This window comes from Streptomyces sp. NPDC018029 (genome assembly GCF_044327655.1).
In the GTDB taxonomy this organism is placed as follows: domain Bacteria; phylum Actinomycetota; class Actinomycetes; order Streptomycetales; family Streptomycetaceae; genus Streptomyces.
In genome coordinates this window covers 41,353-53,917 of record NZ_JBIRFV010000002.1, presented here as the reverse complement: position 1 = coordinate 53,917, position 12,565 = coordinate 41,353, and the positions used below count along the sequence as shown (strand labels likewise).

Genomic DNA, 12,565 nt, shown 5'->3' with positions numbered 1-12,565 from the left:
TCACGACGCGTTCGCGACCGGACTCGGCCACTCCTCGTACCACCGCCGGTCCGCCTCCAGCTGTGCCGCCAGGGAGATCAGGAGAGGCTCGCTGCCCGCCGGTCCGAGGAGCTGGGCGCCGACGGGGAGGCCGCCCGGGGTGCGGCCCGCGGGGACGTTGACGCCGGGCCAGCCGAGCACGTTCCACGGCCACGCGTAGGGGCACGCGGCGATCATCGCCCGGTCGGTGCGCCAGCCGCTCATGGCGGCCAGCGTGCCGACGCGCGGCGGGGGAGCGGCCGTCGTCGGCGCGAGCACCACGTCGTACGTCGAGAAGATGGCCCCCACCCGGCGGTGCAGCGCCGCCTCCGAGCGGCGCGCGAGCCGCAGCGGGGCGCCCTGCAACAGCCGCCCCATGCGGGCCGCTTCCCGGGTGCGCCGGTCGAGGAGGGAGACGTCCGGCACCTGCCGCGCCCACTCCGCGATGCCCGCCGTGGCCCGCGGCACGAACGCCAGGCCGATCTGCCCGTACCGCGGATCCGCCTCCGCCACGTCGTGCCCGAGCGCGGCGAGCCGGTCCGCGAGCGCCACCACCCGGTCCCGCACCACGGGGTGCAGGTGCTTGGGCGTCGCCGTGAACGGCATCCGCAGCGACAGGGCGATCCGCAGCCGCCCCGGATCGCGGGTCGCGGCCTCGGCGGCCCGCACGGCGGGCGGCCTGTGCAGATCGCCCGCATGGCTGCCGCTCGCCGCGTCGAGCAGCAGCGCGGCGTCCGCGACCGTCCTGGCCAGTGGCCCGTTGACGGTGATGCCGTGGAAGGCCTCCGGCCACGGCCACGTCGATATGCGGCCGCGCTGTGGCTTGATGCCGACCAGGTGTGTCCAGGCGGCGGGGATCCGCACCGAGCCGGCGCCGTCCGAGCCCAGCGCCGCGGGGACGAGCCCCGCCGCGACCGCGGCCGCCGAGCCGCCCGACGAGCCCCCGGGCGTGTGAGCGGTGTTCCACGGATTGCGGGTGTCCCCGAAACCGGGGCCCTCCGTGAACGGCCACTGCCCCAGCTCGCACGTGTTGGTCTTGCCCACGATCACGGCCCCGGCGGCGCGCAGCCTGCGTACGGCCTCCGAGTCCGCCGCGCTCGGCGGGAATTCACCCCTGCATCCGAACGCGGTCGGCTCGCCCGCCACGTCCATGTCGTCCTTCACGGCCAGCGGCACCCCCAGCAGCGGCCGCTCCGAAGAGGCACCGCCCGCCGCCAACTCCCGGTCGGCGGCGTCCGCCTCCGCCAGCGCGGCCTCGGCCCGCACCCGCTTGAAGGCGTTGAGCACGGGCTGCGACGCCTCGATCCTGGCCAGCGTCCGCTCGGTCAGCGCACGCGCGGACACCTCTCCCTCGGCCAGCGCGCGGGCGGTGCGCGCCAAACCCTCAGCCCGGTCGGCACGGTCGGCAGTCATGTGGGGGGCACCTTCGCTCGACGAACGGATGCCCGAACGTTAACCGGCGAGTAGCCCAACGCGGAATGCGTCAGGGGGCGTTGCCGCGCCCGACGGTGCCCCGCGCGAGGGTGCTCCGCCCGCCTCGGGGCTCCCGACGCCCGTCTGCGAGGATGCCCATGTCATGGCGCAGATACCGAAGCAGCAGATACCCGAGCAACAGATACCGAAGCAGCGGCCCACGCAGCCCACACAGCCTACGCAGCGCTCCGTGCCGACGAGCGCCGACGTCGCCCGCCTGGCGGGGGTCTCCCGCGCGACCGTCTCGTACGTCCTCAACAACACCAGCGCCGTCCGCATCAGCGAGCCCACCCGGCGCCGCGTCCGCGAGGCGGCCAGGGAACTCGGCTATGTCCCGCACGCGGCCGCCCGCAGCCTCCGCGCCGGACACAGCCGCATGGTCCTCATGCCCACGTCGGAGATCCCGATGGGCCCGCTCTTCAGCCGGTTCTTCAACGAACTGCAATGGGCGCTCAGCCGGTTCGACTACACCGTCGTGCAGTACGCCAGCCTCGGCCTGACCGGCGAGGACGCCGCACGCGCCTGGGCCGAGCTGCGCCCCGTGGCGGTCCTCGCGCCCGACGCCTCCGCGCTCAACCCGCGCGGGGTCGCGGTCCTCAAGCGGTCCGGCGCCAGGGCCGTCTTCACGCTCGGGCCCCACCGCGTCGAGGGCGCGCACGCCCTGCTCATGGACGGCCGAAGGGTCGGCGAAGCCGCCGCCCTGCACTTCCTCGCCCGCGGACGGCGCAGCATCGGCGTCGTCGTCCCCGCGGAAGGCGGCCTGGAACACTTCTCGCGGCCCCGCCTCGAAGGGGTCCGCCAGGCCGTGGCAAGCGCGCGCACCACCGGCGCCTCCGTCACCGAGCTGCCCCTCGCGTATGACGAGGAGTCCGCCGCCCGGCTCGCGACGCGCTGCCGCACCCTGGGGATCGACGCCGTCTTCGCCTACAACGACGAGTACGCCATGCTCCTGATGCGCGCCCTCCAGGACGAGGGCATCGACATACCGGGCGAGACCGCCGTGCTCGGCTCGGACGACCTGATGCTCGGCAGGCTCCTGAGGCCCCGGCTCAGCACCGTCCGCATCGAGCTGCCGTCGGGCCGCGGCCTCGCCGAACTCGTCGACCGAGTGGTGCGCGACCCCGGCGCCGAACCCGAGGTGCACGACGTGCTCGGGGCCGACGTCGTGCACCGCGAGTCCAGCTGAGTCCAGCTGACGGCTACGGCCCTTCTTGCTCTACGCCCGCGCTCACTGCCCCTGCTGCTTGGCCTGCTCCTCGGCGACCTGCCGGCGCACCTCGTCCATGTCCAGGTTCCTCGCCTGGCCGATGACGTCCGTCAGAGCGGCCTCGGGCAGGGCGCCCGGCTGGGCGAACACCGCCACCTGGTCGCGGACGATCATCAGCGTCGGGATGGACTGGATGTCGAAGGCCTGGGCCAGCTCGGGCTGGGCCTCCGTGTCGACCTTGGCGAAGACCAGGTCGGGATTGGCTTCGGCGGCCCGCTCGTAGACGGGGGCGAACTGCTTGCACGGCCCGCACCAGTCAGCCCAGAAATCGATCAGAACGAATCCGTTGTCCGTGACCGTCTGGTCGAAGTTCTCCTTGGTGAGCTCCACTGTCGCGCTGCTCATGGTGTTCCCTACTTCCTGCTGTCGGGCGTAGCCGCTGTGCACAACGGCCGATGGTGCGAACGTATTCCGCCCGCCGCACGCGCGGACGGTGCCGTGCGTGCATGGGCGTGTTCCGCGCGCGTACCCGTGTGGCCACGGCGCACACCTGCCGACAGACTGTCCTCATGACGGATGCCATCACGTACGACGTAGTAGTCATCGGAGCAGGTCCCGTGGGGGAGAACGTGGCGGACCGGGCCCGCGCCGCGGGGCTCAGCGCCGCGATCGTGGAGAGCGAACTGGTCGGGGGCGAATGCTCCTACTGGGCGTGCATGCCCAGCAAGGCCCTGCTGCGCCCCGTGATCGCCCGCGCCGACGCCCGCCGCGTCCCCGGCCTGCGCCAGTCCGTGCAGGGCCCCCTCGACGCCCCGGCCGTGCTCGCCCACCGCGACGACTACACCTCGCACTGGAAGGACGACGGCCAGGTCGGCTGGCTGGACGGCATCGGCGTCGACCTCTACCGCGGCCACGGCCGCCTCGCGGGCCCCCGCAAGGTCACGGTCACCGGCACGGACGGCACGGAGCACACGCTCCAGGCCCGCCATGCCGTGGCCGTCTGCACCGGCACCCGTGCGGCCCTGCCCGACCTGCCGGGCCTCGCCGACGTCAAGCCCTGGACCAGCCGCGAGGCCACCGCGGCCGACCACGTGCCCGGCCGCCTCCTGGTGGTCGGCGGCGGCGTCGTCGCCGTCGAGATGGCCACCGCATGGCAGGCGCTCGGGTCACACGTGACGGTCCTGGTGCGGGGCGACGGCCTGCTGCCCCGTATGGAGCCGTTCGCGGGCGAGCTGGTGCAGGAGGCCCTCACGGAGGCGGGCGCCGAGGTCCGCCGAGGCGTCTCGGTCACCGCCGTCAAGCGCGAGAACGGCACCGTCACGGCGACCCTGGACGACGGCTCCACACTCCAGGCCGACGAGATCCTCTTCGCCACGGGCCGCGACCCGCGCACGGACGACATCGGCCTGGAGACCGTCGGCCTCGAGCCCGGCTCCTGGCTGCCGGTCGACGAGAGCCTGCGCGTGGAGGGCAGCGACTGGCTGTACGCGGTCGGTGACGTGAACCACCGCGCGCTCCTGACCCACCAGGGCAAGTACCAGGCCCGCATCGCGGGCGCCGCCATCACCGCCCGCGCCCAGGGCGTCCCGCTCCTGGAAACCGACCGCTGGGGCGCCCACTCCGCCACCGCCGACCACGCCGCCGTCCCGCAGGTCGTCTTCACCGACCCCGAGGCGGCCTCCGCGGGCCTCACCCTCGCGGAGGCGGAAGCCGCCGGCCACCGCGTCCGCGCCGTCGACTACGACATGTCCGGCGTCGCGGGCGCCGGCCTCTACGCCGACGGCTACCGCGGCCGCGCCCGCATGATCGTCGACCTGGACCGCGAGATCCTCCTCGGCGTCACGTTCGTCGGCCCCGGAGTCGGCGAACTCATCCACTCGGCGACGATGGCGGTGGCGGGCGAGATCCCCCTGGACCGCCTGTGGCACGCGGTCCCCGCATACCCGACGATCAGCGAGGTGTGGCTGCGGCTGCTGGAGACGTATCGGGGCTGAGGCCCCGCCGCCCCCCTGCCGCTCCGGTCGCGGGCGGTCCTATGATCGTCACTCAGCGTAGGAGGGGGCTGGGTATGGCGGCAGGCTGGTCGGCGTCGCGACGGGCGCAGGAGGCGCGGCGTCAGGAGCGGCTGCTGCGTGAACAGTGGCAGGCCGCCCGCCGCCAGGCGCACCGGTGGGAGGCGGCGAGCGAGGGGGAACGCCGGGTCGCCGCCCAGCTGCTGGTGCTGACGGAGCGCGGGTGGCGGCTGCTGGTGGACCGGCGGTGGCCCGGCACGCGGTCCGCCAATGTGGACATGCTGCTCGTGGGGCCCGGCGGGGTCTTCGTCATCGACGTCAAGAACTGGCGTGCCGCTCCCGAGACGTCGGGCGGCAAGCTGAGCGCCGGAGGCCGGCCGTGCGACGAACACGCCGCCAAGCTCCTGGCCGTCACGAAGGCGGCCGAGGGCGCGGTGGCCTCTCTCGGCATGTCTCCCGTGGCGGTCCAGCCGCTCATGGTCTTCGCGGGCAGGCGGCTCGACGCCGGATTGGGCAGGATACGGCTCCTCGGCGAACACGAGGTCGGGCCCGCGCTCCTGGCGGAGCGCCACCGACTGCGTGCGGAGTCGGTCCGCGCGGTCGCCGACCATCTGGAACGCGTCTTCCCCGATTACGAGGGCTCGGCGGTCGGCCGACCGCCTGCCGCCACGCCCCCGCCCCCGCCCCAACAGGCCGAACCCGACGGCCTGTTCGACCTCGAAGGGCTCCGGGACGCCGCTCTGGAGGAGGCGTTACGCGCGCCGATCGAGCAGTGGATGACCTTCCTCCACCCCGACCAGGTCGCACTGGTCCGCCGCAACTGGTCGGGCCCGGCCCGCATCAGCGGTCCGGCCGGCACGGGCAAGACGGTCGTCGGCCTGCACCGCGCGGCCCACCTGGCCCGCCGTACCGGCGGCCGGATCCTGTACGTCACGTTCGCCAACAACCTGCCCCGGGTGCAGGGCACCTTTCTCAGGACCATGTCCCCGGCGGTCGCGGACCGGGTGGACTTCAGCAGCCTGCACTCCTGGGCGCAGGAGTTCCTGCAGGAGCACGGCGTACCGGTGCGCCTGCACCCGGACAAGGCCGAGACCGCCTTCAGTCTCGCCTGGAAGCACGTCGGACGCGACAGCCGACTGGCGCAGATCGACGCCGCGCCGACCTACTGGCGCGACGAGATCCACCACGTCATCAAGGGGCGCGGCATCACCACGTTCGAGGAGTACGCCGTCGTGCCCCGGCGCCGTCGCAGGACCATCCTCCGTCGACCGCACCGGCAGGCGGTGTGGGAGCTGCACGAGGCGTACGAATCCCTGCGTGTCGAGCGGGGCGTGCACGACTTCAACGACATCCTCTCCCTCGCCCTGGCGGAAGCGACACGGCACAAGAACTCGCGCCGGTACGCGGCCGTGATCGTGGACGAGGTGCAGGACCTCACCCTCGTCGGAGTGCGGCTGCTGCACGCACTGGTCGGAGACGTCCCCAACGGACTGCTGCTGGTGGGCGACGGCCAACAGGCCGTCTATCCGGGCGGTTTCCGCCTCACCGACGCGGACATCGACATCCGCGGCGACCGCGGACAGGTGCTGCGCACCAACTATCGCAACAGCAGGCAGATCCTCGATGCCGCCCTCGCGGTCGTCGCCGACGACGCCTTCGAAGACATCGACGGTCTGCGCACACCGGGCCGCAGGGACGTCGATCTCACCTACCACGACGGGCAGGTCGTCCGGGTCGCGAAACCCACCGTGGCCGACCACGACGAGGCTCTGCTGGATGCCCTGCGCGCCTTGTCCGCCGCCGAGCGGGGCGACGCCGCGGTGTTGTGCCCCTCGAAGCGGGCCATCGTTCACTATCAGCGCCTGCTCGCCCGAGCCGACATCCCGGTCTGTCAGCTGGAGCACTACGACGGCCACCCGGTGGAGGCGGTCAAGCTGGGCACGTACCGCAGGGCCAAGGGCCTGGAGTTCAAGCGTGTGTACCTGCCCCAGCACGATGCCGCCCTGCGGCACGAACCCCCAGCCGGCCCGGGGGCCACGGACCCGCCCGAAACGGCACGGGAGCACGAAGAGCTCCTGCGCAGCCAGCTTTTCGTGGCGATGACGCGAGCGCGTGACGTTCTGTGGCTAGGGAGCGTCACGCGCTAGCACCGGGCCGAGCGGGTGCCCCCGCCCCTCAGGCGCTCACATACACGTCCTCCACATACCGCCCCTCGGCGACCAGCTCCCGCCACCACGCTTCCGCATCCGAGGCGTCGCCGCCCGTGTGCTTCATGTGGAGGTGGTGGAAGGCCTCGCGGACGCCTGGTGCCATGCGGGCGCCGTCGCCGCAGACGTAGACCCGGGCTCCGGTCTCCATGAGGCGCCAGACCTCCTCGGCCTCCGCCGCGATCCGGTGTTGGACGAAGAGGAGATCGCCCTCGGGGGACTTGGAGTACGTCGGGCGCATGGACACCGCTCCCGCGCGCTCCGCGGCTTCGAGTTCGGCTCGGTGGAGGTAGTCCACGTCGGGGTGGTCGCAGCCGAAGTAGCAGAGGGCGGGGGCGAGGCGGGCGCCGCCCCGCAGGATTTCCAGGCGGTCGGCGATCGCTCCGCGGAACGGGGCGAGCCCCGTGCCCGCGCCGATCATGATGACCGGGCTCGTCGCGTCGGCGGGGATCCGGAAGGCGTCGCGGCAGGGCTGCACGCGCGCGTGGAGCGTGTCGCCGGGCTGCAGGCTGTGGAGGTACGACGAACCGGTGCCGCGGAACGTCCCGCGCCCGGAGCGGTCCGGTGCCGACAGGAGCGAGACCATCAGGTCGGCGTGGCCCGGCGAGGCGGCGGGCGAGGACGAGATCGAGTAGTGGCGGGGGCGCACCGCCGGCAGCAGTTCGAGCAGGACGGGCCAGGGGACCTGACCGCGCAGCGCCGGGTGGTCCTCGAACAGGTCGAGGATGCCGCCCTGTCGTGCCGCCAACGCCGTCGGGTCGGCGCCCAGGTGCTCCAGGGCGGTCCGCTCGGGCGGGCACGGGTTGTGCTCGGCGAGCAGGGTGACCTGCGCCGCGGTCGGGGCGTCCCGCAACTCGACGTACCGGCTGAGGAGTTCACGTACGGTGACCGGCCGGTCGAGCGGCAGGGTGGACCGTCCGGGCCGGTGCGCACGGATGTTGAGGACCACGTCCAGGCCGACGCCGAACAGCGCCGCCGCGCGCTCCACCGAGCGGGGGTCGTTGACCGGCAGTACGGACAGGTGGTCGGCGGTGCGGTACGTCACCCCGTCGGGAAGCGCCACGCGCAGGAAACGCTTCGGGCGGGCGAGCGGATGGGTGAGGTCGGCGAGGTCGGCGGTCTCCGTCACGGTCATCGGCATCGTGCCGTACCGGGCGTCCAGCGCGGCCAGCGGCCCACCGGAGACCTCCACGACGTCATAAGCCCTGGCGGGCGGCGTGCTCTCGGCGGCGGCTCCCACGCTCTCCGGGTCCCCGTACTGCCGCAGCAGGGCGCGGCGCAGCGCTGAGGTGAAGCGGTGTACCGACCCGGCGAGATCTCCGGAGGCGTCGGCCTCGGCGCGCTCCAGGAGGCGGGTCGCGCCCGAGGCGGCGAGGCCGTCGTCGATGAGGGTCGGCACCTGCTGGTAGGTGGCCGCCCAGTTGCGGTCGCCGACACCGAGGACCACGTACCGCACCCCGTCGGCGGCGTCCGGCGCGGCCCCGGCCAGCCAGGACACGAACTCGCCCGCGTCGTCAGTGGGCCTGCCGTTGTAGGAGGCGGCGACGATCACCACGGGGGAGCCGACGGGCAGCGCGTCGGCGGCTTCGTCGAGGGGGGCGACGCGCACGTCGAAGCCCAAGTCGGTGCCGAGCTCCCCGAGTTGCTCGGCGTATCCCCGGCAGGTTCCGAAGTTGGAGCCGTGCAGCAGCGTCAGGGTGGTGCCCGGCACGGCCCGCGTGGGCAGGTCGCTCTCCGGCCGGTCGCCCCCGTCCTGCTGCCCGCCCGCGGAACCGGGCCCCGACGTGCCGCCCAGCGCACTCAACCCCGCGAGGGCGGACCGGCTGCGCTCACGGTCCCGGGGGGTGCGCGCGGCCAGCGTCATGGTGAAGCCGTCGGGCTTGAGGGTCAGAGTCTCCTTGACCTTCAGGCGGTAGTCGGCGTGGTCGATGAACCGGTAACGGTGCACCAGCATCCCGAGCAGCATGGTCGCCTCGTGCAGCGCGAACTGCCGCCCGATACAAGCGCGTTCACCCGTGCCGAACGGCTTGTACGCGTGCGGGGACCGGGCCGCCTCCACCTCCGGGGCGAAGCGCTCGGGGTCGAACTCCTCGACGTTGTCGCCCCAGACGGGGTCCCGGTGCAGCATCGGGGTGAGCACCACCACGTACTGCCCCGCCTTGATCGGATGCCGCCCGCCGATGACGGTGTCGGCGCGGGCCCGGCGCTGGAACGCGGGCGCGGTGGGCCACAGCCGAAGCGCCTCGTTCAGCACCTGGCGTACGTAACGCAACTTGCCCACGTCCTCGTACGTCGGCTCGGGGTCGGGATCGTCGCCCCACAGCGCGTCCACCTCGGCCTGCGCAAGGTGCAGGACCGCGGGGTTCTTCACCAGGTGGTGAAGGGCGAAGGCGAGCGTGCCCGAGGTCGTCTCGTGCCCGGCGATGAGGAACGTGATGACCTGGTTGCGGATGTTCGCCTCGTCCAGCGTCTCTCCGCTGTCGGGGTGCGGGGAGTTGAGCATCAGGCCGAGCAGGTCGTCGGCGGAGGTGTCGCCCGACGCCTTGCGCGCCTCGATCACCTCGTCGACGACCCGGGCGAGGAAGGCGGCGTCGGCCTCGAACGCCGCGTCGTCGGCGGCGTAATCACCGGCGGGGTCCCGCGCCAGCTTCGCCTGACTGTGCGCCAGACCCCGTACGAGCGCCTGGACGAAGGGGTGCGGATCGGTGCGGCCGAACGACTCGAAGTCGTAGCCGAAGCCGGACAGGCCGATGGTGTCCAGCGTCATCCTGGTCATGTCCTCGGAGACCTCCACCGGCGCGGACTCGGCCGCGCCCGGCGTGAACCGGCCGTCCCAGGAGGCGATGAGGCGCCGGGCCACGCGCAGCATGTGCGGGTGGTACGTCCGCATCGAGTTCATGGCGAACGCCGGGAGCAGGATGTCGTGCGCCTTGGCCCAGTTGGGTTCCTCGTCGTACGCCGTGAACAGGCCGTCACCGGCGATGCCGCGCACGTTCTGCAGGGCAGGACCGACGCCTTTGGAGAACCGCGTCTCGTCGGACAGTTCCTCGACCAGCTCCAGCGAGCTGACCCAGACGGTCTCACGGCCGTGGTAGCGGCGGACGTAGAGAGGGCCGTGCCGCCGCGCGAGCTCCACGGACTGCTGGACCGGCGTGCTGGTCGGCCCGGCCGCCGTCACATCGACGGTGGGCAGTACGAGGTCCGGGTAGTCCCGGAGACCGCAGACCTCGACGGGGGGTTCTTCGCTCATCGGGCAGTGCCTCTTCCCATGGACGCGGGGGAGTTGAGCGCCCGGTACGCGGGGCGCCGCATCCACGGTGGCCTCCCCGGGGCGGCGGCCCCGCGCGAGAACTACATAATCTTGTAGGGCTCTTTTGCGCGTTGCCGGTTGCGCGATGAGCGACAAGGTGTGAGGCGGCGTTCGGGCGGCCTGGAGTGTGAAGGACTGGGGTGTGAAGGAGGTCGGAGGTGTGAAGGAGGTCGGAGGTGTGAAGGAGGTCGGAGGTGCGAAGGAGGCCGGGGGAGCGAAGGACGTCAGGGGTGCGAAGGGGGCCAGGGGCGTCGAGGGAACTGCGGGTGTGAACGAGGTGAAGGAGGCCGAAGAGGCGGACGCGGCGATATGGCGCGGCCGTTTCCTCACCCTGCTCGACCGTTCCCCCGTGCCGACCGCCATAGCCGGCACGGGCGGCCTCGTCTCCGTCGCCAACCCCGCCTTCGCGTCGGCCCTCGGCCTCCAGCCGGGCCGGGTGGCGAACCAGCTCCTGCTCGACCTGCTCACCCCCACCAACAGACAACAGCTCCGCAAACTCGACGAGGCCATGCGCTCCGGCCGCAGGTCCCGCTACCCGGTCGAAGTGAGCTGGACGGCACGGGGGACGGCCCGCCACGGGCAGGTCACCGTCGAACCCGTCACCGACCCGCTCGCGGACACACCGCCCCTGCTGGTGACGCTGCGCGTCGCGGAGGAGCGAGCTGAGACGCCGGGAAACGACACGTCAGCCCGCGCCGACAGCGCGGGGGAGGAGCTCGCCCACCCGGCCCTGAGCGCGCAGGAGGCCCGCATCCTGCGGCTGGTCGCGGGCGGCGCCACGACATCGGTCGTGGCACGCGCGGTGGGAATCGGTGTCGACGGCGTCAACTACCACCTGACGCGGCTCTGCCGCCGGTTGCGGGCCCAGAACCGGACGGCGCTGGTGGCGAGGGCGTACGTACTCGGGCTCCTGGACCCCGAGGCGTGGCCGCCGCGGGTGGCGGGGCCGGCCGGACGCCGCGGCGGCGGCGCGGCAGGGAGCGGGCCCTAAGCCCGTAGGCCCCCGGGCTCCTGACAGGCCCACGTATCCTTCCGGCGTGACGATGCGCGAGACGGCCGACGTAGGTGACGTACATACCGTAAGTGACGTACATACCGTGAGCGACGTGAGTGTCGACGCGATGATCGAGGACCTCAGGACTCTCGTCGAAGTCGAGTCGCCGTCGCGCGACCTCGACGCCCTGACGGAGTCGGCGAAAACCGTCGCCGCGGTGATCGAGAGCCGGCTCGGCGGGCGGGCCGCCCTCGTCGCGAGCGAAGCCGGGCCGCACGTCCACTGGTCGGGCGGCGGCGACCCCCGTGTGCTGATCCTCGGCCACCACGACACGGTGTTCCCGCTCGGCACCCTCGAACGCCGCCCGTTCAAGGTCGAGGACGGTCGCGCGACCGGCCCCGGCGTCTTCGACATGCTGGGCGGACTGGTGCAGGCCGTGCACGGCCTGGCGGCGCTCGACGACCGCTCGGGCGTCGAGATCCTGGTGACCGCCGACGAAGAGGTCGGTTCCCGCTCCTCCCGCGCCCTCATCGAGGAACGGGCCCGCGCCTGCGGTGCCGTCCTGGTGTTCGAGGGTGCCGCTGACGGCGGCGCGCTGAAGACGGGACGCAAGGGCTGCGGCACGTTCGAAGTCGTGGTCGCGGGCCGCGCGTCCCATGCGGGCCTCGAACCCGAAGCCGGCGTCAACGCCCTGGTCGAAGCGGCCCACCAGGTATTGGACATCGCGGCGCTCGGCCGCCCCGACATCGGCACGACGGTCACCCCGACCGTCGCGACCGCGGGAACCTTGGACAACGTCGTTCCCGCGGAGGCGACCGTCGTCGTCGACGTCCGGGTCGAGTCGGCCGAGGAGAAGGAACGCATCGAGACCGCTTTCGCGGAGCTGACTCCACACCTGGCAGGGGCGGAGCTCACGGTCCGGGGATCCGTCGGCCGTCCCCCGATGCCCGAGTCGGCGGCGGCCGGGCTCTATGCGATGGCGGAGCGACTGCTCCCCGGCGTCGGGAGCGAGGCGGTCGGCGGCGGCAGCGACGGCAACTTCACGGCCGCGATCGGCGTGCCGACGCTCGACGGCCTCGGCGCGGTCGGGGGCGGTGCGCACGCCGACCACGAGTACGTGCTGGTCGACGCGATGGCCGAGCGGGCACATCTCGTCACCGGCCTGGTACGCGCGATCCGCGACACCGGGACTGGGCGGTGACCCTTCCCCGCCGGTGAGCGGGGCGGATGACGCGGGGCCCGGGCACCCCGGTTAATGTGGACTGAGCGGTGATCTTTCCCGGGTGCTGCCGAAAGTTCTCGAGGTTCTCGGGGCTCTCGGGGCTTCCCCGGGCGCCGCGCGGC

General features: G+C 72.9%; 8 protein-coding genes. 5 read left to right on the top strand and 3 right to left on the bottom strand.

The window, feature by feature from the left end:
- On the bottom strand, positions 1-1,431 hold the full coding sequence (locus tag ACH4D5_RS04845) for an amidase (RefSeq protein WP_398298646.1): 1,431 nt from the start codon (positions 1,429-1,431) through the stop codon (positions 1-3).
- 163 nt (positions 1,432-1,594) lie between these two features.
- On the opposite strand from ACH4D5_RS04845, the gene ACH4D5_RS04840 reads away from it, so the two are divergent.
- Positions 1,595-2,677 (top strand): LacI family DNA-binding transcriptional regulator, encoded by a 1,083-nt coding sequence (locus ACH4D5_RS04840; protein ID WP_398298644.1) that lies wholly within the window; start codon positions 1,595-1,597, stop codon positions 2,675-2,677.
- Between the two features lie 42 nt (positions 2,678-2,719).
- Here ACH4D5_RS04840 and trxA read toward each other — a convergent pair whose 3' ends face one another.
- Positions 2,720-3,145, bottom strand: a complete 426-nt coding sequence (trxA, locus tag ACH4D5_RS04835) for a thioredoxin (RefSeq protein WP_398298642.1) — start codon at positions 3,143-3,145, stop codon at positions 2,720-2,722.
- A 122-nt stretch (positions 3,146-3,267) separates the two neighbouring features.
- On the opposite strand from trxA, the gene ACH4D5_RS04830 reads away from it, so the two are divergent.
- Positions 3,268-4,692, top strand: coding sequence for a dihydrolipoyl dehydrogenase family protein (locus tag ACH4D5_RS04830; protein WP_398298640.1), 1,425 nt, complete (start codon positions 3,268-3,270; stop codon positions 4,690-4,692).
- 74 nt (positions 4,693-4,766) lie between these two features.
- Positions 4,767-6,857, top strand: coding sequence for a UvrD-helicase domain-containing protein (locus ACH4D5_RS04825; protein WP_398298638.1), 2,091 nt, complete (start codon positions 4,767-4,769; stop codon positions 6,855-6,857).
- Between the two features lie 28 nt (positions 6,858-6,885).
- Here the strand turns inward: ACH4D5_RS04825 and ACH4D5_RS04820 are convergent, their stop codons facing one another.
- A complete protein-coding gene (locus ACH4D5_RS04820; RefSeq protein ID WP_398298636.1) occupies positions 6,886-10,167 on the bottom strand; it encodes a cytochrome P450 in 3,282 nt (1,093 codons plus the stop codon).
- Positions 10,168-10,387: 220 nt separating this feature from the next.
- Here ACH4D5_RS04820 and ACH4D5_RS04815 point away from each other — a divergent pair, with 220 nt between their 5' ends.
- The gene (locus ACH4D5_RS04815) at positions 10,388-11,218 is read left to right on the top strand and encodes a PAS domain-containing protein (protein WP_398298634.1); all 831 of its coding nucleotides are present in this window, start codon (positions 10,388-10,390) and stop codon (positions 11,216-11,218) included.
- A gap of 130 nt (positions 11,219-11,348) precedes the next feature.
- Positions 11,349-12,422 carry a M20 family metallopeptidase gene (locus tag ACH4D5_RS04810; RefSeq protein ID WP_398299940.1) on the top strand — a complete coding sequence of 358 codons (1,074 nt, stop codon included), beginning with the start codon at positions 11,349-11,351 and terminating at the stop codon, positions 12,420-12,422.
- Positions 12,423-12,565 lie beyond the last annotated feature (143 nt).

Coding starts and splice junctions, on each gene's coding strand:
- ACH4D5_RS04840 (WP_398298644.1), top strand. CDS start 1,595: ATGGCGCAGATACCGAAGCAGCAGATACCCGAGCAACAGATACCGAAG.
- ACH4D5_RS04845 (WP_398298646.1), bottom strand. CDS start 1,431: ATGACTGCCGACCGTGCCGACCGGGCTGAGGGTTTGGCGCGCACCGCC.
- ACH4D5_RS04820 (WP_398298636.1), bottom strand. CDS start 10,167: ATGAGCGAAGAACCCCCCGTCGAGGTCTGCGGTCTCCGGGACTACCCG.
- ACH4D5_RS04825 (WP_398298638.1), top strand. CDS start 4,767: ATGGCGGCAGGCTGGTCGGCGTCGCGACGGGCGCAGGAGGCGCGGCGT.
- ACH4D5_RS04830 (WP_398298640.1), top strand. CDS start 3,268: ATGACGGATGCCATCACGTACGACGTAGTAGTCATCGGAGCAGGTCCC.
- ACH4D5_RS04810 (WP_398299940.1), top strand. CDS start 11,349: ATGATCGAGGACCTCAGGACTCTCGTCGAAGTCGAGTCGCCGTCGCGC.